The organism is Williamsia sp. CHRR-6, from assembly GCF_018474015.1.
Lineage (GTDB): Bacteria > Actinomycetota > Actinomycetes > Mycobacteriales > Mycobacteriaceae > Williamsia_A.
The window spans coordinates 1-22,566 of record NZ_JAHCSG010000006.1; the positions used below are offsets into that span (position 1 = coordinate 1).

At 68.1% G+C, this 22,566-nt stretch carries 22 protein-coding genes; 14 read left to right on the top strand and 8 right to left on the bottom strand.

All coding sequences use genetic code 11. From position 1 onward, the window contains the following. Positions 1–157 precede the first annotated feature (157 nt). Positions 158–1,996: an NAD(P)/FAD-dependent oxidoreductase gene (locus tag KIK15_RS15770; protein ID WP_214245695.1), complete on the bottom strand. Its 1,839-nt coding sequence runs from the start codon at positions 1,994–1,996 to the stop codon at positions 158–160. Between the two features lie 154 nt (positions 1,997–2,150). Between KIK15_RS15770 and KIK15_RS15775 the strand changes: the two genes are divergently transcribed. Beyond that, entirely contained in the window at positions 2,151–3,443 is a 1,293-nt protein-coding gene (locus tag KIK15_RS15775) for a GAF domain-containing protein (protein ID WP_214245696.1), read from the top strand. Between the two features lie 15 nt (positions 3,444–3,458). Here KIK15_RS15775 and KIK15_RS15780 read toward each other — a convergent pair whose 3' ends face one another. Next, positions 3,459–4,016 carry an NUDIX hydrolase gene (locus tag KIK15_RS15780; RefSeq protein ID WP_307851931.1) on the bottom strand — a complete coding sequence of 186 codons (558 nt, stop codon included), beginning with the start codon at positions 4,014–4,016 and terminating at the stop codon, positions 3,459–3,461. A gap of 50 nt (positions 4,017–4,066) precedes the next feature. On the opposite strand from KIK15_RS15780, the gene nucS reads away from it, so the two are divergent. Continuing rightward, a complete protein-coding gene (gene nucS, locus KIK15_RS15785; protein ID WP_214245697.1) occupies positions 4,067–4,750 on the top strand; it encodes an endonuclease NucS in 684 nt (227 codons plus the stop codon). 5 nt (positions 4,751–4,755) lie between these two features. Beyond that, positions 4,756–5,043, top strand: a complete 288-nt coding sequence (locus KIK15_RS15790; RefSeq protein WP_214245698.1) for an ATP/GTP-binding protein — start codon at positions 4,756–4,758, stop codon at positions 5,041–5,043. A gap of 17 nt (positions 5,044–5,060) precedes the next feature. On the opposite strand, the gene KIK15_RS15795 is transcribed toward KIK15_RS15790, so the two are convergent. Together KIK15_RS15795 and mce are read right to left on the bottom strand one after the other, a co-directional pair. Then, the gene (locus KIK15_RS15795) at positions 5,061–6,098 is read right to left on the bottom strand and encodes a DivIVA domain-containing protein (protein WP_250324833.1); all 1,038 of its coding nucleotides are present in this window, start codon (positions 6,096–6,098) and stop codon (positions 5,061–5,063) included. 91 nt (positions 6,099–6,189) lie between these two features. Beyond that, positions 6,190–6,663: a methylmalonyl-CoA epimerase gene (gene mce, locus KIK15_RS15800; protein ID WP_214245699.1), complete on the bottom strand. Its 474-nt coding sequence runs from the start codon at positions 6,661–6,663 to the stop codon at positions 6,190–6,192. 69 nt (positions 6,664–6,732) lie between these two features. On the opposite strand from mce, the gene KIK15_RS15805 reads away from it, so the two are divergent. From KIK15_RS15805 to trxA, 5 genes are all read left to right on the top strand, one after another. Continuing rightward, a complete protein-coding gene (locus KIK15_RS15805) occupies positions 6,733–7,941 on the top strand; it encodes an acetyl-CoA C-acetyltransferase (protein ID WP_214245700.1) in 1,209 nt (402 codons plus the stop codon). 68 nt (positions 7,942–8,009) lie between these two features. Beyond that, entirely contained in the window at positions 8,010–8,375 is a 366-nt protein-coding gene (locus KIK15_RS15810; RefSeq protein WP_214245701.1) for a DUF3817 domain-containing protein, read from the top strand. An 81-nt stretch (positions 8,376–8,456) separates the two neighbouring features. Beyond that, positions 8,457–8,762 carry a thiamine-binding protein gene (locus tag KIK15_RS15815; RefSeq protein WP_214245702.1) on the top strand — a complete coding sequence of 102 codons (306 nt, stop codon included), beginning with the start codon at positions 8,457–8,459 and terminating at the stop codon, positions 8,760–8,762. Beyond that, a complete protein-coding gene (locus KIK15_RS15820) occupies positions 8,759–9,991 on the top strand; it encodes an MFS transporter (protein ID WP_214245703.1) in 1,233 nt (410 codons plus the stop codon). Before KIK15_RS15815 ends, KIK15_RS15820 begins: the two co-directional genes overlap by 4 nt. A 103-nt stretch (positions 9,992–10,094) precedes the next feature. After that, a complete protein-coding gene (gene trxA / locus KIK15_RS15825; protein ID WP_214245849.1) occupies positions 10,095–11,051 on the top strand; it encodes a thioredoxin in 957 nt (318 codons plus the stop codon). 23 nt (positions 11,052–11,074) lie between these two features. Here trxA and glgB read toward each other — a convergent pair whose 3' ends face one another. The 4 genes from glgB to KIK15_RS15845 form a co-directional block, all read right to left on the bottom strand. Beyond that, entirely contained in the window at positions 11,075–13,267 is a 2,193-nt protein-coding gene (gene glgB, locus KIK15_RS15830) for a 1,4-alpha-glucan branching protein GlgB (protein WP_214245704.1), read from the bottom strand. A gap of 4 nt (positions 13,268–13,271) precedes the next feature. Beyond that, positions 13,272–15,284, bottom strand: coding sequence for a maltotransferase domain-containing protein (locus KIK15_RS15835; RefSeq protein ID WP_214245705.1), 2,013 nt, complete (start codon positions 15,282–15,284; stop codon positions 13,272–13,274). Between the two features lie 98 nt (positions 15,285–15,382). Further along, entirely contained in the window at positions 15,383–17,443 is a 2,061-nt protein-coding gene (locus tag KIK15_RS15840) for an ATP-dependent DNA helicase (RefSeq protein ID WP_307851932.1), read from the bottom strand. Beyond that, positions 17,440–18,744: a nicotinate phosphoribosyltransferase gene (locus KIK15_RS15845; RefSeq protein WP_214245706.1), complete on the bottom strand. Its 1,305-nt coding sequence runs from the start codon at positions 18,742–18,744 to the stop codon at positions 17,440–17,442. Before KIK15_RS15845 ends, KIK15_RS15840 begins: the two co-directional genes overlap by 4 nt. Positions 18,745–18,778: 34 nt before the next feature. Here KIK15_RS15845 and clpS point away from each other — a divergent pair, with 34 nt between their 5' ends. The 6 genes from clpS to KIK15_RS15875 are packed head-to-tail and all read left to right on the top strand — an operon-like array spanning position 18,779 to position 22,562. Then, positions 18,779–19,147, top strand: a complete 369-nt coding sequence (gene clpS, locus KIK15_RS15850; protein WP_214245851.1) for an ATP-dependent Clp protease adapter ClpS — start codon at positions 18,779–18,781, stop codon at positions 19,145–19,147. 8 nt (positions 19,148–19,155) lie between these two features. Next, a complete protein-coding gene (locus KIK15_RS15855) occupies positions 19,156–19,737 on the top strand; it encodes a DUF2017 domain-containing protein (RefSeq protein WP_214245707.1) in 582 nt (193 codons plus the stop codon). A gap of 4 nt (positions 19,738–19,741) precedes the next feature. Then, a complete protein-coding gene (locus KIK15_RS15860; protein WP_214245708.1) occupies positions 19,742–20,839 on the top strand; it encodes a P1 family peptidase in 1,098 nt (365 codons plus the stop codon). A gap of 23 nt (positions 20,840–20,862) precedes the next feature. After that, positions 20,863–21,276, top strand: coding sequence for a M67 family metallopeptidase (locus KIK15_RS15865; RefSeq protein ID WP_307851933.1), 414 nt, complete (start codon positions 20,863–20,865; stop codon positions 21,274–21,276). 39 nt (positions 21,277–21,315) lie between these two features. Then, the gene (locus KIK15_RS15870; RefSeq protein WP_214245709.1) at positions 21,316–21,594 is read left to right on the top strand and encodes a MoaD/ThiS family protein; all 279 of its coding nucleotides are present in this window, start codon (positions 21,316–21,318) and stop codon (positions 21,592–21,594) included. Further along, entirely contained in the window at positions 21,591–22,562 is a 972-nt protein-coding gene (locus KIK15_RS15875; protein WP_214245710.1) for a PLP-dependent cysteine synthase family protein, read from the top strand. Before KIK15_RS15870 ends, KIK15_RS15875 begins: the two co-directional genes overlap by 4 nt. The last annotated feature ends 4 nt before the right edge of the window (positions 22,563–22,566 follow it).

Sequence of the window (22,566 nt, forward strand, 5' to 3'; positions counted from 1 at the left end):
CCCGGAAGCTAAGCCCTCCAGCGCCGATGGTACTGCACCCTAATCAGTGTGGGAGAGTAGGACACCGCCGAACACACCTTCCCTTGAGGCCCCCACACGATCAGTGTGGGGGCCTCAAGCATGTGTATGCGGTCTTGCGGAGGCTACCGGCTGGTGATCAGCTCAGATGGTGGACCTGTTGCATTCCGTAGACCGGCGTGGGGATACCGACATGGCGCGCCTTGAGTTGCAGGGCCAGATACAGCGAATAGTGTCGCGACTGGTGCAGGTTGCCTCCGTGGAACCACAGGTTGGGCTGTGCAGTCGGCTTCCACATGTTGCGCTGCTCGCCCTCCCATGGGCCGGGGTCTTTGGTGGTCGCCGAGCCCAGGCCCCATACCTTGCCCACTGTGTCGGCCACCTCCTGTCCGATCAGGTCGGCGGCCCACCCGTTCATCGAGCCATAGCCCGTCGCGTACACGACCACGTCGGCCGGTAGCTCGGTTCCATCTGCGAGGATCACCGAGTTCTCGGTGAGTCGTTCCACCTGACCGTGCGCCAGCGCGATGGTCCCATCGGCGATCAGGTCGCTGGCGCCTACATCGATGTAGTAGCCCGACCCGCGGCGCAGATACTTCATGAACAACCCCGAGTCGTCGTCGCCGAAATCCAGATCGAAGCCGGCGGCCTCCAGGCGCTGATAGAACTCCTTGTCGCGTTCGCGGATGGCGTCATAGATGGGCTTTTGGAACTCGTGCATGATCCGGTAGGGGAGCGAGGCGAAGATGAGGTCGGCCTTTTCGGTGGTGACACCGGAGGCCACGGCACGCTCGGAGTAGAGGTCACCGAGGCCGAGATCCATCAATGATTCCGATCGCACGATGTGCGTCGAAGATCGCTGCACCATCGTGGTGTCGATCCCGTTGTCCACCAACGCTTTGCATATGTCATGCGCGGAATTGTTGGAGCCGATGACGACAACACGTTTACCGACGTATCCGTCGGGCCCTGGATGGGCGCTGGAGTGATGCTGTTCGCCGGTGAACACGTCCTGGCCCGGAAGGGTCGGTACGTGCGCCTTGCCGGACATGCCGGTGGCCAACACGAGATGCGTGGGGGTGATGGTGAGTCGCTCGCCGTTACGGTCGACCTCGACTGTCCACCGCTCGGTGCGTTCGTCGTAGGTGGCGGAGGTGCAGGTGGTCGAGCCCCAGTACGGCACCTCCATCACCTGGGTGTAGAACTCCAGCCAGTCGGCGATCTTGTCCTTGGGTGCGAACACCGGCCAGTTGTCCGGGAACGGCAGGTACGGCAGATGGTCGTACCAGACCGGATCATGCAGGCACAACGACTTGTAGCGACTGCGCCACTGGTCGCCTGGGCGTTGGTGACGATCGACCACGATGGTCGGCACACCGAGTTGTCGCATGCGGGCACCGAGTGCGATGCCGGCCTGTCCGCCGCCGACGATCAACACATACGGCTGCACCGTCCGCCCGAGCTGTCGGTCCTCGTCGGCCTTGCGCTCGGCCCACGACCGCGTGTCGGTCGACTGGCCGTGCACCGCGCCCAGGTCGCGCAGTTCGCCCTGGTGCTCTTCGTGACCTGTGAGCTCGCGCAGCGTGGTCAGCAGCGTCCATCCGCGGTCCACGCCGTCAGCGTCGGGGGAGATGCGCACGTGCCCTTTGCCGCGCCCCACCGAGGTGTCGAACTCGATGAACGCTGACACCACATCGCCCTCGGCCGTGGCGGGCTCGACGGTGGTGAACCCGGTCGGCGCGGTGTCGTCGAGCCGAGCACTCAGCATGTCCCGGATCGGCTCGTGGCCCTCGACGGTGCGAATGTTCCAGGTGAACGACACCAGATCGCGCCAGTAGCTGTCGGTGTGGAACTCGGCGACCGCGCGGTCGATGTCACGTGTGGTCAGCGCTTCCTCGAATCGACGCAGCCACGCGAGCATCCGTGCGTGCGGGTCGTCCGCGGTCACTGCGGTTTCGGGCTCCAATGTCTGTGTCATGGTCACTCCTCACTCCCACCCGATGCGATCGTCGGGTTGTGATCGCAAGCACACTCGCCGACCCCACGGCGGGCAAGAGTTGCAGACCGTTGCACCGCGAAGGTGAGCGCCAGGCGATTGCGGACAGGTTGTGACCTGGCGCACACTGTTGGTGATGTCTGATCACCCCGTCGCCGAGCCGGCTCTGGTTGCCGGCGACGATCCACGCGAGCATGCGCGGACCCTCGCCGCGGTCTACGACGCGACCATGTCCGGTGCTCGGGCCCCGGCTCGTCCGCGCTCGATCATCTCCTCGTCCTGGGATCGGCTGCTGTCCATGGGGGTCGACCCCGATCAGCTCGCTGGACCGGTGTCTACCCTCGACGCCACCCAGGTGCAGGCGCGGCGACACGAGTCGGGGTTGATCGACGTGATCGACGACCTGACCTTGGGGCTCGGTGCCCTGCTGGAGGAAGGCGACAACATCCTGGTTGTCGCCGACGGCGACGGTCGGGTGCTGTGGCGCAGCGGGTCCGCTCATGTGATCGACCAGGCTGATCGACTCGGATTCATCGAGGGGGCGAGTTGGGCCGAGCACACCGTGGGAACCAACGCCATCGGAACCGCGCTGGTCTCGCGGCGTGCTGTGCAGGTGTTCTCGGCCGAGCACTTCGTCCGTAGCCATCACCCGTGGACCTGCGCAGGGGCCCCCATCCACGACCCGCGTTCGGGTTCGGTCATCGGCGCGGTCGACGTGAGCGGGCCTGCGGCGACCATTCACCCGACGACCGTCGCGCTCGTCGACGTCGTTGCCCGACTGGCCGAATCGCACCTGCGAGAACTCCATCGCAGCACGTTGGATCGGCTGCGCGCGGTCGCGGCGCCGATCCTGGCCCGGACCCGTCAGCCGTCGCTGGCCGTGGATCGACACGGGTGGGTGGCCGCGGTCGAATCTGTTGCCTCGCGTCACCGGGTGACGTTGCCCGACGAGATGCACGTCGGCCGTGTATACGTACCGACTCTGGGCTTGTGCGACGTCGAACCGTTGCCGGGTGGATGGCTGGTCGCCCCGGTGCGCTCGACAGATGTCGTCGCGCACATGTCGCGTCGGCAGATCCGGATCGACCTCAGCGACACCTCGCGTCCGCTGGTCTGCGTCGACGGGGCGATCGGATCATGGACGCACGAGCCGACCCCGCGCCACGCCGAGATCCTCTATCTGCTGGCCACTCATCGTGACGGTCGAACCGCGTCGCAGATGGCCGCCGATCTCTTCGGTGATCCCACGCGAACCGTCACCGTGCGGGCCGAATTGTCGCGTCTGCGCAAGCAACTCACCGGCATGCTGCTGAGTTCTCCGTACCGGTTCGTCGACGACGTCGACGTCGACGTGCGATTGCCGGAGTGTTCGGCGTGGCTGCTACCCAACTCCACCGCGCCGGCGATCAGAAACGCCGGCGGCCAGTGAACTCGGGCGCGCTCGTCACCGGGCGATCGACAACAACGCCCATGCGGCCAACGAATGCGCATCACACACCGCGCCGGTGCGTATGGCCGTGACGACCTCCCGGCGCGACCACCACCGCCCGATCAGGTCGGACTCTTCGTTCTCGAGGATCGCTCGACCCTCGATGAGGTCTTCGGCCAGGAAGACCGAGTTGGGCTGACTGCAGAACCCGACGGCGACGTCGATCGTGCCCAACAGGGTCAGCCGTCCCGCATCGAGTCCGGTTTCCTCCACCAGTTCACGGCGCGCGATCACCTCCGGCGCTGCGACCGCCTGGTCGGGCAGGGTACCCCCGGGAAACTCCCACCGCCGCGCACCGACCGGGTATCGAAACTGCTCGACGAGGTAGTACTCCTCCTCTGCCGGGCCCGGACGTGCGGCGATCACGGTGACCCCGGGTGGTTTGTCGACGACGCCGTAGACGCCGTCGGAACCATCGGAACGCCGAACCGTGTCTTCACGAAGCGTCATCCATGCGTTGCGGTAGACGATGCGGCTGGACACGGCGACCATCGCATCGTCGTCGGCGTCCACCGCGCCAGCATGCCTCGCAGTCGTCGCGCGCGGCAACCTAAGGTGGAGGGGTGCGTTTGGTGATCGCTGAGTGTCAGGTCGACTACGTCGGACGGTTGACCGCCCATCTTCCGATGGCGCGTCGGCTGCTGTTGATCAAGAACGACGGGTCGGTCAGCGTGCACGCCGACGACCGCGCCTACAAGCCGCTGAACTGGATGAGTCCACCCTGCTGGCTGCACGAGTCGCCGGCACCCGACGATTCAACCGCCACGGCACTGTGGGTGGTGACCAACAAGGCGGGCGAGGAGCTGCGGATCCAGATCGGAGAGGTGGAGCACGATTCCACCCACGAGCTCGGCGTCGATCCCGGCCTGGTGAAGGACGGCGTGGAGGCGCACCTGCAGGAGCTGCTCGCCGAGCACGTGGCCACGCTGGGAACCGGCTACACCCTGGTTCGGCGGGAGTACATGACCGCGATCGGTCCGGTGGACCTGCTGTGTCGGGACGCTGGTGGCGCCACGGTGGCCGTGGAGATAAAGCGCCGCGGTGAGATCGACGGGGTCGAACAACTGACCCGGTACCTCGAGCTGCTCAACCGGGACACCACCTTGGCTCCGGTGTCGGGGGTGTTTGCGGCCCAGGTCATCAAACCGCAGGCGCGGACTCTTGCCGAGGATCGCGGAATCCGTTGCCTCACTTTAGATTACGACGCATTGCGCGGCACCGAGAGCACCGAGTTCCGACTCTTCTGACCCTGATGCCTCGTCACAACAACCGTGATCGCCGCGCGACACCCGTGCCGCGGTCGATCGGCGCCCACCGCGTGGAACCCGGACCTGCCGGATACGAGATCGATCACCATGTCCGGACGATCTCGGCGTCGGCCGCAGTGAAGAACTATCTGTGCCCGGGGTGCAACCAGTCCATCGTGGTCGGGGTGGCCCACGTCGTGGCCTGGCCGGTCACCGATCGCGACGGCGAGGATCGGCGCCACTGGCACACCGGTTGCTGGCGTGGGCGTGCCACCCGCACCGGGTATCGCTGAGAGACTGCTGGGTCTTGCTACTCGCGACCAACGGTGGCAGTGGCGCGATCGATCTTGGCCGCGTCGCCCAGTCCGCCGTTGATCAACTCGGTGATGTCGGTATCGACCATGTCCTTCTCGCCCTCGAGTTCGGCGAGCATGCGCGGCAGTTCGTCGAGGCTGGAGCGCACCTCCGAGATCTGCGCAAGCAGCCGCCCGCGGAGCTGGCGGGCACTCTGCACCAGCTCGCCGGACCGGGTGACCCGCTCGGTGGCGATCGAACGAGACTGGGCGAGAAGACGTTCGGACTCAGCGGTCGCGTTGTCGAGCAGGTCTTTGGCCGTGGCCTGTGAGGTGAGTTCGAGTTCCTTGATGGCCTGGACGGTCTTGTCGCGACGCGCGGCCATCGTGACGTCGAAGTCCTCCTGCACGCGATCGCGGTTGCGCTGGGCCTCGGCGTCGGCTTCGGCGGCCTGGGCGCGGGCGTTGGCGACGATCCGTTCGGCCTCGGCCTTGGCCGCGCTCATCGTGCGAGCATGCTCGGCCTCCATGGCCGCGGTGCGCTCGGCGATGAACCGGGCGTTCTCCTCGGTGGCCCGGCGTGCCTCGGCCTCGAGGTTGGCTGCCTCGGTCCGCAGACGTTGTGACTCCACCTTGGCGGCGGCCAGGGTCGAATTGGCTTCCTCGGAAGCGTTTTCGCGCAGCCGCGCAGCCTCCTGTTGGGCCACCGACAAGATCTCGGCTGCCTGCGCCTGGGCCTCGGCCCGCATTTCCGAGGACTCGTCGGCGGCGAGCTGCAGCATGCGAGAGATGCGGTCGCTCATGCCCTGGGCGGTGGTGACGGGCACCGACAGCGAGTCGACCTCGCGGCGCAGCTGGTCGACTTCGTCGCGTGCGTCCTCGAGGTGCTCGGCGAGTTCGCGTGCGTTCGCTGCGGCTGCGTCCCGGTCGGCGGCGATCACGCGGAGCTCGGCATCGGTTCGCGCGAAGAACTCCGCGACCTGTTCGCGGTCGTAGCCGCGCATCGCGATGGCGAAGGGCAACGTTGACGACGAGACGTGATCGTGTTCGGCCATGCGCCAGAGTTTAACGGGTGTGTCGCACGATTCGGGCGTCAGCGCGCTGCTCGCGAGCCGGGTTCAGGTGCTCTGCCCCGAGGTTGCAGGTTCAGTGCTCGGCGAGCTCGACCAGTTCGAGCAGCACACCGCCGGCGTCCTTGGGGTGGACGAAGTTGATCCGCGAGTCCGCGGTGCCGCGCCGCGGTGCGTCGTAGAGCAGCCGCAGCCCGGCGCCGGACAGGCGGGTCATCACCTCGTCGATGTCGCGCACGCGCACGGCCAGCTGCTGCAGGCCCGGGCCATTGCGGTCGAGGAATTTGGCGATGGTGGAGGATTCGTCCAGCGGGGCCAGCAGCTGGATCAGCGTGCCGCCGGTGGCCGGTGCGTCGGCGGGACCGACCATCGCCTCGACGACCCCCTGCGCTTCGTTCACCTCTTGGTGCAGGCATGCGAAACCCAGGTGCTCGGCGTACCACCCGATGGCCGCTGCGAGGTCGGGTACGGCGATACCGACATGGTCGACGGCAATGACGAGGTCGCTGATCTGCGCGGTGGCCGAATCGGCCCGTTCGGAGGCGGTCATCACCCAACGGTAGCGTTGTCCCGAAACCGCCACCACGCGGCGGTCGGTCCCACCTGCAGGAGGTCACCCATGTCGACAGCCACCACCACCTCGGTCATCGTCTCCGGTGCACGTACCCCCATCGGTCGCCTCAGCGGGTCGCTGAAGGATCTCAGCGCCGTCGACCTCGGGGCCATCGCCATCCGCGGGGCCCTGGACAAGGGCTCGGTCGATCCGTCGGTGGTCGACTACGTGATCATGGGGCAGGTGCTGACCGCAGGCGCCGGTCAGATGCCTGCGCGTCAGACCGCGATCAAGGCTGGGATCGGCTGGGATGTCGCTGCGTTGACGATCAACAAGATGTGTCTCTCCGGCATCGACGCGATCGCCCTGGCCGACCAGTTGATCCGGGCCGGCGAGTTCGAGTGCGTGGTGGCCGGTGGCCAGGAGTCGATGACGCAGGCGCCGCACCTGCTGCCGGGCAGCCGCGGCGGCTTCAAGTACGGCAACGTCGAGCTGGTCGATCACACCGCCTACGACGGTCTGTGGGACGCCTTCACCGATCAGCCCATGGGGGCGTTGACCGAAGAGCACAACGACGGCAACCACGGCCCGGCGTTCAGCCGCCACCAGCAGGACGAGTTCGCCGCGCAGTCGCATCAGAAGGCGGCGGCGGCCTGGAAGAACGGTGTCTTCGCCGACGAGGTGGTGCCCGTGAGCATCCCTCAGCGCAAGGGTGAGCCCATCGAGTTCACCGAGGACGAAGGCATCCGTGCCGACACGACGGTTGATTCGCTGGGACGGCTGCGTCCGGCGTTCGCCGCGAGCGGCAGCATCACCGCCGGCAACGCATCGCAGATCTCCGACGGAGCCGTGGCCGTGGTGGTGATGAGCAAGGCCAAGGCCACCGAACTCGGGCTGGCGTGGCTGGCTGAGATCGGCCCGCACGGAGTGGTGGCCGGGCCCGACTCCTCCCTGCAGTCCCAGCCTGCCAACGCGATCGAGAAGGCTTGTGCCCGTGCCGGTATCACCCCGGCCGATCTGGACCTGGTCGAGATCAACGAGGCGTTCGCCGCCGTCGGACTGGCCTCGACCGAGCAGCTGGGCATCGACCCGGCGATCGTCAACGTCAACGGTGGTGCCATCGCCATCGGGCATCCGATCGGGATCTCCGGCGCGCGCATCACCTTGCATCTGGCCTTGGAGCTGGCTCGCCGCGGCGGCGGGACCGGGGCGGCGGCCCTGTGTGGGGCCGGTGGCCAGGGCGACGCCCTGATCATCACCGTGCCCAAGCGTTGAGAGGTCCGGGAATCGGCTTCTACTACGGCAAGTAGTAGCAGCCTTCCCAGATCGGGCACAATGGTGGCATGCGTTCCTTCTTCGATCTGAGCACCACCGCCAAGCGGTTTCGGTTCATCGCCGTCCTGGAGGCCATCACCTGGGTGGCACTTTTGATCGCCATGTTCTTCAAATGGGTGTTGGGTCACGACAAGGCCGTGTCGGTGCCGGGGATGGTGCACGGCATCGTGTTCATCGCCTTCGTCGTCATCTCCCTGGTCACCGCCCGCGCGTTGTCGTGGGGACGCAACGTCACGCTGCTCGCGCTGGTGTCGAGCATCCCGCCGTTCGGCACATTGGTGTTCGAGGCGTGGGCGCAGCGCAACGGCCATCTGGCCGAACTGAGCACCGGCGTCACGACCCCGACCACCGCAAACCCCACCACCACCGTCTGAGGCCTGGTCGGGCCGACACCTGGCCTCGCACTCTGTGCGATCGGGTTGCCCTACACCGGCGTGGCGTGTGACTGTGACGGGGTGATCGTCGCCTTCAGCATCGCCCCGTCCGGCGGGAACGCCGTGGACGAGGACGGCACCATGACCGACGCCGTCGCGGCCGCGGTCGCGGTGGTGCGCGCCTCGGGGCTCGATCACCAGACCTCGGCGATGTTCACCTACCTCGAGGGGGAGTGGGACGAGGTGTTCGCGGTGGTCAAGGACGCCACCGACGCCGTGCTCGCCGTGGCCCCTCGGGTGTCCTTGGTCCTCAAGGCCGACATCCGGCCGGGCGCGACCGGCGAGCTGGCCGCCAAAGTCGACCGCATCGAGCAGGCCCTGCGATGAGCGCGGGGTCGACGACCGTGATCGCGTCGACCCCGTCCCGCGCCCGCATCGCAGTGTCGGCGGTGTTCGCGGTCAACGGGGCCTTGGCCGCGATGTGGGTGGCCCACGTGCCCGTCATCGCCACCCGCACCGGCGCCGACCACACCACCCTGGGGTTGCTGCTGCTGATCCTCGGCGGGTCAGCGTTCGCCGGGATGCAGCTCTGCGGCGTGGCCATCGATCGGTGGGGCTCACGTGGGCCGGTCGTGATCGCCGCCGCTGCCCTGTGCCTGGTCATGATCGCTCCGGCGACGGTGACCTCGGTGTGGGCGCTGGCGCTGGCGCTGGCGATGTTCGGATTCGTCAACGGCGCACTCGATGTGTCGATGAACGCCCAGGCGGTGGTGGTCGAGCAACGCTGTCCACGCCCGGTGATGTCGTCGTTTCACGCGTTCTTCTCCCTCGGCGGGATGCTGGGCAGTGGTGTGGCCGCGCTCGGGTTGGTGCTCGGTGTGCCGGTACCGGCCACCGTGGCCTGCGTCGGTCTGGTCTGTGCCGTGGTGATCGCCTCCACCGCAGCTCATCTCGTGCGTGCGACCCGCCCGGTACCCGCCGGTGAGACCGACGACCGGGCGGTGGCTGGCTTCCCGCGCGGCTTGCGGCGGCGGATCGCGGTGATGGCCGCAGTCGCCTTCGCTCTGATGCTGGCCGAGGGCACCGCCTACGACTGGAGCGCGTTGCACTTGGTGCAGCGATTCGGCACCTCGGATGCGATCGGCGCCATCGCCTTCGCGGTGTTCAGCGCAACGATGGTGATCAGTCGGTTTCTCGTCGACGGGGTGGTGCACCGGGCCGGGCCGGCTGCAGTGGTCCGGGGCGGCGCGGTGCTCGCTGCGGTCGGTCTGGGGCTGGTGATCCTCGCGCCGGCTCCGCTGATCGCGATCATCGGGTGGGCGGTGTTCGGGATCGGGATCGCCGGCGGCGTGCCCCAACTGTTCACCGCGGCGGGAAACATCACCGATCGGCCCAGCGGTCGCGTGATCTCGACGGTCGTGGGTACCGGATACCTGGGGATGCTGGCCGGACCGGCCTCGATCGGTTTCGTCAGTGGCCACACAGGCCTGGGAACGGCGCTGTGGATCGCGGTGGCTGCGCTGGTCTTCGCCGCCTCGGCGGCCATGGTGGTCCGACCGCGCCGCACCTCGGCAGCACCGACGACCCCGCGCCCGCACGAGGCCCCGTCCGCCTGATGCCGACGCGGGTGCGTGGCTTGGGCCTGCGTGGACGTGCCAGACTTGTGGTGTGAGCCGACCTCAACGACCACAGCCCAGCGCCCTTGCCCGCGCCGCCGCCATGACCGGAGCCGTCGACCTCTCTGCGCTCAAGGAGCGCGCCGACGCCGCCCGCAACCGGCCGCCGTCTCGAGGAGCGTCACCCGCGCCCGCAGGTGGGCCCGCGACGTCCGCGGCCACTGCAGGTGCGACCGGCGCGAACGGTCCCGCGTCCGCCGCGCCGGCAGCCGTCGTGGACGTCACCGAGGAGACCTTCGAGGCCGAGGTGTTGGCCCGTTCCGAGCAGGTTCTGGTGCTGGTCGACCTGTGGGCGACGTGGTGTGGGCCGTGTAAGCAACTTTCACCCGTGCTCGAGCAGTTGGCGGCCGACGCCGACGGACAGTGGGTGCTGGCCAAGGTCGACATCGACGCCAACCCGCGGATCGCGCAGGCCTTCGGGGTGCAGTCGGTGCCGACCGTGATCGCCATCGCGCTGGGCCAGCCGGTCGCGGCGTTCCAGGGTGTGCAACCGGCCGCACAGATCACCGGGTGGGTGAACGAGATCCTGGCCAAGGTCGGCGACCGGCTGACCGGGATGCCCACCGAGGGTGCGTCGACCCCGACCCCTGAACCCGTCGACCCGCAGGTCGCCGCCGCCGAGCAGCTTCTCGAATCCGGTGACCTGGCCGCCGCTGCGCAGGCCTACCGGGCGATCGCCGATTCTGACCCCGGCAATCTCGAGGCCGCGTCGGTGGTGCGCAATCTCGACTTCATGATGCGCGCCCAGCAGCACGACCCGGCGATCGTCGACAGCGCGGCCGCCGACGATCGCGACGGTCAGTTCGCCGCGGCCGACGTCCTGCTGCTCAACCAGCAGCCCGAGGCGGCCTTCGACCGACTGATCACGCTGGTCCGGCTGACCGCAGGTGAGGACCGTACCGCCGCCCGCACCCGGCTGCTGTCGCTGTTCGAGCTCTTCGACCCGGCCGAACCGTTCGTGGTCGCCGCCCGCCGAAAGCTGGCCAGCGCCCTGTTCTGACCTCCCCGAGGGCAATCGTCGCCTCAAGCAGGCTGAATCCAGATGGCACCGTTGGCGGGCAACGTCATCCGTGCCGACGTGGGCCGCCCGTGCCAGGCGGGTCCGTCGGCGACGATCGAGCCGAGGTTGCCCTCGCCGCTCCCGGAGTAGTGCGGGGAGTCGGTGTTGAGGATCTCGGTCCAGGTGCCGGCCTGCGGGAGACCGATCCGATAATCGGTGACGGTGATGCCGGAGAAGTTGTACACACACGCGAGCACGCTGCCGTCGGACCCGAAACGCAGGAAGCTGATCACGTTGCCCGCGGTGTCGTTGGCGTCGATCCAGGAGAACCCGTTGGGGGTGGTGTCCTGGGTGTACAGCGCGGGCGTCTGGCGGTAGACCCGGTTGAGGTCGGTGACGAGAGATTCGATGCCGGTGTGCAGTTCGCCCTCCCACCCGGTGCGTTGATCCCAGTCGAGGCTGCGGTTCTCCGACCATTCCGAGCGTTGTCCGAAGTCCTGGCCCATGAACAGCAGTTGCTTTCCGGGATGTCCCCACATGTAGGCCAGCGCGACGCGCACACCGGCCGCCTTGGCGTGGGAGTCGCCGGGCATCCGCGACCAGAGGGTTCCCTTGCCGTGCACCACCTCGTCGTGGCTGATCGGCAACACGAAGTTCTCGCTCCAGGCGTACATCAGCGAGAACGTCAGCTCGTGGTGATGGTGGCTGCGGTGCACCTGATCTCGGCACAGGTAGCCCAGGGTGTCGTGCATCCACCCCATGTTCCATTTCATGGTGAAGCCGAGTCCGCCGAGGTTCGTGGTGCGGGTGACCCCTGGCCATGAGGTGGACTCCTCGGCCACCGTCACCACGCCGGGATGGTGCTTGTGGACGGTGGCGTTCATCTCCTGCAGGAACTGCACCGCTTCGAGGTTCTCGCGACCGCCGTAGACGTTGGGTGTCCAGCCGCCGTCGGGGCGCGAATAGTCCAGGTACAACATCGATGCGACGGCGTCCACGCGCAGTCCGTCGATGTGGAACTCGTCGAACCAGAACAGCGCGTTGGCCACCAGGAAGTTGCGCACCTCATTGCGACCGAAGTCGAAAACGTATGTGCCCCAATCGAGTTGCTCACCGCGCTTGGGGTCGCTGTGTTCGTAGAGCGGCGCGCCGTCGAAACGGGCCAGCGCCCACTCGTCCTTGGGGAAGTGCGCGGGCACCCAGTCGACGAGGATCCCGATGCCCAGGCCGTGCAGGTGATCGACGAAGAACCGGAAGTCGTCGGGCGACCCGAACCGGGAGGTGGGTGCGTAGTAGGAGGTGACCTGATAGCCCCACGATCCCCCGAAGGGATGCTCGGCCACGGGCAGCAGTTCCACGTGGGTGTACCCGCGAGCGGTCACGTAGTCACCCAGCTCGGTGGCCAACGCGCGGTAGTCCAACCCCATCCGCCACGAGCCCAGGTGCACCTCGTAAACGCTCATCGGCTCGGCGGTGGGTGTCGAGGCCGCGCGTCGTGCGATCCAGTCGGCGTCACCCCAGCGGTGGCTGGACTCGTCGATGATCGAGGCCGTGGCCGGTGGCACCTCGGTGCGTCGGGCCATCGGGTCGGCCTTCTCGGTCACCGTGCCGTCACTGCCGTACACCCGGAACTTGTATCGGGTACCCGGGCCCAGGTCGGGGGCGAACACCTCCCACACCCCACTGGCGCCCAGCGAACGCATCGGGGTGCTGCGGCCCGCCCACCCGTCGAACGATCCGATCAGGGTGACCCCGCGTGCATTGGGTGCCCACACCGCGAACGAGGTGCCCACCACCGACCCGTCCGGGGTGTCGTAGGTGCGCGGTTGCGGGCCGAGGATGTCCCAGAGTCGCTCGTGGCGACCCTCGGAGAACAGATGAAGGTCCAACTCGCCGAGGCTGGGCAGGAACCGGTATCCGTCTGCCACAACGAATTCGCTTGTGCCGCCGTGCCCGTCGGGATAGCTGACGCGGTAGCGATAATCCATCAGCTCGGAGATGGGGACGGCCACGACGAACACGCCCGGCGCCTGCCTGCTCATCGGATGGTCCACCCCGCCGATCACCGCGCTCACCGCGGTCGCGTCTGGACGCAACGTGCGCAGAATGGTGTGTGATCCCATCGGGTGTGCGCCGAGGACCGAGTGCGGATCGTGATGGGTGCCGGTGGCCAGCAGGTGCAGATCGGTGGCTGAGATGTTCGGATCGACGCTCATCAGTTCACCTGTCCGCGATGGGAAGTCGGTAACCCAGGCCGCGGGCCACATCCGGATCCAGTGGGGGAAGGGCGACGATGTGAGCCACCGCGCGCCACGGTTCCAGTCGCAGGTAGTTCGCCTGACCCCAATGGAAGTGCTCGCCGGTCACCTCGTCGACGCCTGAGAACCGATCGCCCCACCCGCGACCGATGGCGGGCATGTCGAGCCAGAGGGTGGATTCCTGCGCGTGGTGGGGATCGAGGTTGACCACCACCACGACCACGTCGCCGGTACCGGGATGGAACTTGGAGTAGGCGATCAACGCATCGTTGTCGACATGATGAAAGGTGATGTGGCGCAACTGCTGTAGCGCCGGATGACGGCGTCGGATGTCGTTGAGGCTGCTCAGCCACGGCTCGAGCGAATCACCCTGCGATGCCGCGGCCTTGAAGTCACGCGGACGGAGCTCGTACTTCTCGGAGTCCAGGTACTCCTCGCTGCCCTCGCGGACCGCCTCGGACTCGAAGAGCTCGTAGCCGCTGTAGACCCCCCAGGTGGGTGCCAGCGTGGCCGCCAGCGCCGCACGCAGCGCGAACATCGCGGGCCCGCCCTGCTGCAGGCTGGCGTGCAGGATGTCGGGGGTGTTGACGAAGAGATTCGGCCGGGCCTCGTCGCAGCGCTGCGCGATCTCGGTGCCGAACTCGGTCAACTCCCACTTGGCGGTGCGCCAGGTGAAATACGTGTAGGACTGCGTGAATCCGAGTTTGGCCAGGCCGTAGAGCCGTGCGGGGCGGGTGAAGGCCTCGGCGAGGAACAGCACGTCGCGATCACGTTTCTTCACCTCTGAGATCAGCCACTCCCAGAAGTCCGGTGGCTTGGTGTGTGGGTTGTCCACCCGGAACACGCGCACGCCCAACGAGACCCAGTGCACCACCACGTCGAGGATGGCGCGATAGATGCCGCGACGATCGTTGTCGAAGTTGAGCGGGTAGATGTCCTGGTACTTCTTCGGCGGGTTCTCGGCGTAGGCGATGGTGCCGTCGGGGGAGACGGTGAACCACTCGGGGTGCTCCAGCGCCCAGGGATGATCCGGCGCGCACTGCAGCGCCAGGTCGAGAGCCACTTCCATGCCCAATTCCCTCGCGCGCGAGACGAAGTAGGAGAAGTCCTCCTGCGTGCCCAGTTCGGGATGGATGGCGTCGTGACCCCCTTCGGCCGATCCGATGGCCCACGGCGAGCCCACGTCGTGCGGTCCGGGGTCCAGGGTGTTGTTGCGACCCTTGCGGTTCACCCGCCCGATGGGGTGAATGGGGGGCAGGTAGACGACGTCGAAGCCCATCTCGGCGATCCGCGGGAGCTCGCCGGCTGCGGTGAGAAACGTGCCGTGCACCGGATGGCCCTCGTTGTCCCAGCCGCCGGTGGAGCGCGGGAACAGCTCGTACCAGGAACCGAAGAGAGCACGCGTGCGGTCCACCCAGACCCGATGGGCGCGGCTGCGGGTGATCAGCTCACGCAGTGGGTGATCGGTCAGCAGGGTCACCATCTCCGGCGCCAGGGCCGGGCGCACCCGCACGGCGAGATCGCGATCGCTGCGCAACGCGTCGACGGCATCGCGGACCAGCCCGACCGACGACGCGGGTACACCTTCGGCGGCACGTTCGAGCAGCCGGGCGCCGGTCTCGATGTCGTTGGCGAGCTCGGCGGCGTGCTGCCCGGCGTCGAGCTTCTTGGTCATCGCCGAGAACCAGGTGGCGTAGGGATCGCTCCAGGCGTCGATGCGAAAAGTCCAGTACCCCACGGTGTCGGGGGTGAACGCGGCGTTGAAGGTGTCCGGTTCGGCGGCGGGCAGCATCGGGGTCTCGACGGCGTGTCCGCGACGTGGGCCCTCGACGTGCAGCGTGGCACCGACGGCGTCGTGACCCTCGCGCCACACGGTCGCGCTCACCGGAACGTACTCGCCCACAACAGCTTTGGATGAGAACTGTCCAGCGGAGATGACCGGCTCGATGTCGTCGATGCCGATGCGGCCAATCACCTTCGGTCACACTCCTGGGTTCGCGTCGCGATGGGCGGCCGGTGGGGGGACCGGTCGGTTCAACCGTAGGTGATGCGGCGGTGGTTTGGCGCGTGGTCTCAGGTTCTGTCGGCCCCGACGGTCGATCCCAGCCGGGTCAGTGCGGCGCGCACCACCGCCGGATCGGTGGTTTGCCAAAACGGTGGCAACGATGCACGCAGGTATCCGCCGTAGCGCGCGGTCACCAGCCGCGGATCCAACACCGCCACCACCCCCTTGTCGTCGGTGGCGCGCAGCAGTCGACCGGCTCCCTGGGCCAGCAGCAGAGCGGCGTGATTGGCCGCGACGGAGAGGAATCCGTTGCCGCCGCGCGCGGTGACCGCTGCCTGACGGGCGATCAGGAGCGGATCGTCGGGTCGGGGAAAGGGCACCCGATCGATCAACACCAGCGACAACGACGGCCCGGGGACGTCGACGCCCTGCCATAGCGACAGGGTGCCGAACAGGCAGGTCCTCTCGTCGGCGCTGAACTCGGCCACCAACGCCCCGGTCGCACCGTCGCCCTGACACAGCACCGGCAGCTCGATGCGTTCGCGCACCGCCTCGGCGGCCTCACGCGCTGCGCGCATCGAGGAGAACAGGCCCAGGGTGCGACCACCGACCGCCGAGATCAGATCGACCATCTCCTCCAGGGTCGCCGGTGCGATGGCCGAGCGTCCGGGCGGATCGAGGTGTGCGGCGACGTAGAGGATCGCCGAACGGGGGTAGTCGAACGGTGAACCGACGTCCACGCCCTGCCACCGCAGCGATTCGCCGTCGGATGGCGTCTGCTTGCCCGAGGCGGTCACCTCGACAGGTGACCCGCCCGTGCTCGACCCGTTCGCGGTGATCGGTAGCCCCCAGGTGGCGGCCAGGCTGTCGAAGGATCCGCCCACGGTCAGGGTGGCCGAGGTGAGAATCGCGGTGGCATCGGCGAACAGCGAGCTGCGCAGCAGCCCGCCGACCGATAGAGGAGCGACCCGCAGCACCGTCCGACGGTCCTCGCGGACGGTCTCCACCGCGGTCCACACCACGTCGCGCCGCTTGGATTCATCGGGTTCGTCGAATGCGGCCAGCACCCGCACCGCGGTGTCGTGCAGATCATCGACGGCAGTGATCGCGGCCGATCGGGCCGCCGCGGCGGTCGCATCGGTGCCATCACGAGCTGGACCGATGGCGCTGCGCGCCCGCCACAACCGATCACGCAGCGCGGCGAAGGTGGGGGCCGCGCCGTCCGGCAGCCGGGTCCACCGGCCCTCGGGCATCGCGCTCAGCAGGTCCTCGAGCATCTCGCCCGCGCCGAGGATGTCGTCGGAGAGTTCCACGACCACGAGCTTGGAACACCGCCGCGCCACGCCGGCCACCGACGACGGCGACACCTCGGCGGTGGCGACCGAGGTGATCCGGTCCACCAGCTCGTGGGCCTCGTCGACGATCACCACGCCGTGTTCGGGAAGCACGTTGAATCCGCTCATCGCGTCGATGGCCAACATCGCGTGGTTGGTCACGATCACGTCGGCCTGCCCGGCCAGTGCGCGGGACCGTTCGGCGAAACAGTCGGCGGCGTACGAACAGTTGGCCGCACCGAGACATTCGCGGGCACTGACGCTGACCGCCCGCCACGACCGGTCCATCACCGAGGTGGGCAGGTCGTCGCGGTCGCCGGTCTCGGTGTCGCTGACCCATTCCCGCAGCCGCACCACCTCCCGACCGATCCGCGACATCGTGAACGGGTCGAAGAGCTCCTCGGCGGGCTCGTCGGATTCGCCCGCGTGGATCTTGTTGAGGCAGATGTAGTTCGCGCGGCCCTTGAGGATGGCGAAGACGGGTTCGCGGCCCAGGGGGCCGGTCAGCGCTGTGGCCAGACGGGGCAGGTCCCGGTCGACGAGTTGGCGTTGCAGCGCGATGGTGGCGGTGGAGACCACGACGGTCGACCCCGACTCCACGGCGTGGCGCAGCGCCGGTACGAGGTAGGCCAACGACTTCCCGGTTCCGGTACCGGCCTGCACCGCGAGGTGTTCGCCGGTGTCGATCGCGTGGGCCACGGCCGAGGCCATCCGCAGCTGCCCGTCGCGGGTGGCCCCGCCCACTGCGGTGACCGCGGTGGCGAGGAGGTCGGGAACCGCGGGCAGTGCTGTCACGGCATGACGTAGCGCGTAGGGATGGCCGGCTCGCCGCGCGAGAGACCCAGCCCCTCCCACGGCAGACTCACCAACGCCGCGGCGAGGTGATCGCGCCCGGCGTTCAGCGATGGCAGGTCGGCGACCGGTTCTCCGTTGCGTACCAACGGGATCTGCAGGGGACGAAACTCCAGACCGTCGGTGTCGGGGGTGTCCGAGCCGACCGGATGGATCACCTCGTCGACGACAGTGCCGCTGGGGCGGTGGGTGCGGATGGCCGTCTTGGCCCCGCCCCGCGACTCCTTGTGGCTCGACCGCTTGGCCACCGCGACGCCCTCCACCTCGACGAGCTTGTAGACCATTCCCGCTGTCGGAGCACCGCTGCCGGTGACCAGCGAGGTACCCACCCCGTACGCGTCGACCGGCTCGGCGCGCAGCGCGGCGATGGCGTATTCGTCTAGGTCGCCGGACACCACGATCCGGGTGGCGGTGGCACCGAGTCGATCGAGCTGCGCGCGGACCTGACGAGCCAGGACGCCGAGGTCGCCGGAGTCGATCCGCACGCCGCCAAGGGTGGGACCGGCCACCGCGATCGCATTCTCCACGCCGGTGGTGATGTCGTAGGTGTCGACGAGCAGGGTGGTGTCGGTGCCCAGGGCGGCCACCTGGCCGGCGAAGGCGGCACGCTCGTCGGGCCCGCCGGGGCCGGTGTGCAGCAGGGTGAACGCGTGTGCGCTGGTGCCCGCGCCCGGCACCCCGTAGCGACGTGCCGCCTCGAGGTTGGAGGTGGAGGTGAGACCGGCGAGATAGGCGGCGCGGGCGCACGCCACGGCCGCATGTTCGTGGGTGCGGCGTGAGCCCATCTCGATCAGCGGCCGACCGCCCGCCGCGGTGACCATCCGCGCTGCGGCCGAGGCGACGGCACTGTCGTGGTTGAGGATCGAGAGCACGACGGTCTCGAGGATGACGGCTTCGGCGAAGGTGCCGCGCACGCTCAGGACGGGCGAGCCCGGGAAATACAACTCGCCCTCGCGGTAGCCGTCCACCGACCCGGTGAAGCGGTAGCCGCGTAACCATTCGATGGTGTCGGCGTCGAGGTACTCCGACATCCCGGCGAGTTCGGAGTCGCCGAAACGGAACCCCGCGAGCGCGCCGATGACCCGTCCGGTGCCTGCGACCACCCCGTATCGACGACCGTCTGGCAACCGTCGGGCGAACACCTCGAAAGTGCAAGCACGCTGCGCCGTTCCGTCCTTCAGCGCCGCCGACAGCATGGTCAGCTCGTACCGATCGGTGAACAGGGCTGTGTTCTCCGTGCTCACAATCACCTACCCTGGTCTCATGCGCGGACTGATGATGACCGCACGCGTGTGCGCCGTCAGGATCCCAAGGCGCGACAGTCGGCTGCGGAGCCCTCGTGGACACGAAGAGGCTACCCCGGCCGGTACCGCCGTCGCCGAACCCGACACAGCGGTCTCCGACCCGTCGCTGGACCGGCCCTGGGTGACGATCGTGTGGGACGACCCGGTGAATCTGATGCGCTACGTCACCTATGTGTTCCAGAAGGTGTTCGGCTATTCCGAGTCGCGGGCGTCGCAGCTGATGATGCAGGTGCACACCGAGGGCAAAGCGGTCGTCTCCACCGGAGACCGGGACAAGGTGGAGGCCGACGTGCGCAAGCTGCACGCTGCGGGCCTGTGGGCCACGATGCAGCGGGACAGCTGAGCGCTGGGGTGCACAACTGGAGACGACGGGGCCGCGGTGGTGGGCTGCGCATCACCACCCGACTCGACGCGCATGAGGCCGAACTGATCGAATCGCTGATCGATTCGATGCTCGAACTGCTCGACGAGCGTTCGGCGACCGCGCCGGCGGACGAGTTGTCACAGCTGACCGGCATCGAGATGGGTCACTCGGCACCGCCCGACGACCTCACCCTCGCGCGCTTGCTGCCCGACTTCCACCGTCCAGATCAAGACCGCGAACTGATCGCCGACGCGGTCAACGGTGACCTCAACGCCGCGTTGCGCAGCGTGCACGAGCCGGCCATCCTCGCGGCGAAATCGGACGCGGCGCGGGTGGTCCTGTCGACGTTGCCGCCCGGCGGGGGCGACATGACCCTCACCCCGGCTCAGGCCGAGCAGTGGTTGACCGCGATCAACGACGTACGGCTTGCCCTCGGGGCGATGCTGGGAATCGATGAATCCACCCCCGATCGGCTGCCCCCCGATCATCCGCAGGCCGCCCATCTCGACGTCTACCACTGGCTGACCGTCGTGCAGGAGTTGTTGGTCGTGGCCCTGATGGGCAAGTGACGTCGTGACCGGGTGGAGCCCATCGTGGCGTCCCGGACCCACCGACAGCATCACCGATGTGGTCGGGGTGACGGTGGGCCACTCCCATCGCATCGATGACGACGTGGTGCTGGCCACCGACACCACCCCCGGATCGGGGTGGGCCACCGGGGTGACGGTGGTGCGTCCGCCCACCGGCTCGATCGTCGCGGTCGATGTGCGCGGCGGTGGCCCGGGAACGAGGGAGACCGACCTGCTGGACCCGTCGAACACGGTGCAGACTGCGCATGCGCTGGTCCTCTCCGGTGGCAGCGCGTTCGGGCTGTGCGCGGCCGACGGGGTGATGACCGAGCTGGCGTCGGCCGGGATCGGGCTGCCGATGAACGCCTTCGGCGACGTGGTGCCGATCGTCCCGGCCGCGGTGATCTTCGACCTGCCCGTCGGCGGATGGCAGCAACGACCGACACCCGCAGATGGTCGGGCCGCGGCGCGGGCGGCGAGTGCGCAGGTCGCTCGGGGCTCGGTGGGGGCGGGCGCCGCCGCGCGTGCCGGTGTGCTCAAGGGCGGTGTGGGGACTGCGAGCGTGGTCCTCGACGCGCCAGGGGCGACGGGGGTGACCGTCGCCGCGCTGGTGGTGGCCAACCCAGTCGGTGACGTCATCGATCCCGCCAGCGGGCTGCCCTGGGGCAGCGAGGACAGCGAACTCGCGCACCACCGGTTGGGCGTCCCCGACCCCGCCGATGTCGAGCGGTACCGGCAGCTGCGGCCCAAAGGGACCGTTCTCAACACCACCATCGGCGTGGTGGCCTTCGACGCCCGACTCGATGCCGCCTCGACCCGTCGGGTCGCGATCGCCGCGCACGACGGGCTGGCCTTGGCCATCCGGCCGGCGCACTCACCGCTCGACGGTGACACGCTGTTCGCCGTGGCCACCGGTGGCCGGCTGATCGAGCCGGCGCCTGGGCCACCGTCCGGCATGAACCCGGACGTGGCGCTGGTGGCGGCGGTGTCGGCCGCTGCGGCCGTGGTGGTCCGACGGGCGGTGGTCGACGCGGTGCTCTGCGCGTCGACCGTCGCCGGAATACCGACATTTCGCGCGACGTTGCCTTCAGCACTGCGCTGATCGCAGACGAAGGGTGTGTACTGGTGGTTTTGCGGATCTCGGCCGATCTGGTCGATCAGATGATCGGCCATGCTCGAGCCGACCATCCCGACGAGGCATGTGGGGTCATCGCCGGTCCCGAAGGGTCTGATCATCCGGTGCGTTTCATCCCGATGATCAACGCTGAGCGCTCACCGACGTTCTACCGCTTCGATTCCGGGGAGCAGCTGCGTGTCTGGCGCGCGATGGAAGCGGCCGACGAAGAGGCGGTGGTCGTTTATCACTCGCACACCGCCACCGAGGCGTACCCCAGCCGCACTGACATCTCCTACGCGGCGGAGCCGCAGGCTCACTACGTGCTGATCTCCACCCGGGATCCAGAGCACACCGAGCTGCGTAGCTTCCGGATCATCGACGGTCAGGTCACCGAGGAGCCCGTCGAGATCGACGGCGGCTGAGCTGACCACCATCCATCCACCACCGACGAGGAGTACCCCATGACCGTGACCGTGTCCGTGCCCACCATCCTGCGTACCTACACCGCCGGCGAGAAGCGGGTCACCGCAAGCGGATCCACGCTCGCCGAGCTGATCGACGATCTGGAATCCAACCATCCCGGCCTGCGCGAGCGACTGGTCGCCGACGGCACACTGCACCGCTTCGTCAACATCTACGTCGATGACGAGGACGTGCGGTTCTCCGGTGGCCTCGACACCACGATCGCCGATGGCGGGCAGGTGACCATCCTGCCTGCCGTCGCCGGTGGGCGCCGATGACGCGCTACGACTCGCTCATCGAGTCGGTCGGGCACACCCCGCTGGTGGGCCTGCAGCGTCTGTCGCCACGCTGGGACGACACTGCCGGCGGACCGCATGTGCGCCTGTGGGCAAAACTGGAGGACCGCAACCCCACCGGGTCGGTCAAGGATCGCCCGGCGCTGCGCATGATCGAAGCGGCCGAGCGTGACGGCACCTTGACGCCAGGATGCACCATCCTCGAACCCACCAGCGGCAACACCGGGATCTCGTTGGCCATGGCCGCCAAGCTCAAGGGCTATCACCTCATCTGCGTGATGCCGGAGAACACCTCGTCGGAGCGTCGCGACCTGCTCACGATGTTCGGCGCCGAGATCATCCCCTCTCCGGCAGCGGGTGGGTCGAACACCGCAGTGGCCGTGGCCAAGGAGCTGGCCGCACAGAACCCCACGTGGATCATGTTGTACCAGTACGGAAATGCGGCCAATGCGCTGGCGCACTACGAGACCACCGGACCTGAGGTGCTGGCCGACCTGCCCGAGATCACCCACTTCGTCGCCGGACTGGGCACCACCGGGACGTTGATGGGCGTGGGGCGGTACCTGCGTGAACGACGACCCGACGTGCAGATCGTCGCCGCCGAACCTCGCTACGGCGAGGAGGTGTACGGGCTGCGCAACATCGACGAGGGCTTCATCCCGGAGCTCTACGACGACTCGGTGCTGACCCGGCGCTTCTCGGTGCGCAGTCGCGATGCGATCGCCCGGGTGCGGGAGTTGATCGAGTCCGAGGGCCTGTTCGCGGGTGTGTCGACCAGCGCCATCGTGCACGCAGCACTCGGGGTGGGGCGCACTGCGATGGCCGCGGGTACCAGCGCCGACATCGCCCTCATCGTCTGCGACGCGGGGTGGAAGTATCTGTCGACCGGCGTCTACGCCGGTACCCTCGATGATGCAGAAGACGCGCTGGAAGGCCAGCTGTGGGCCTGATGAC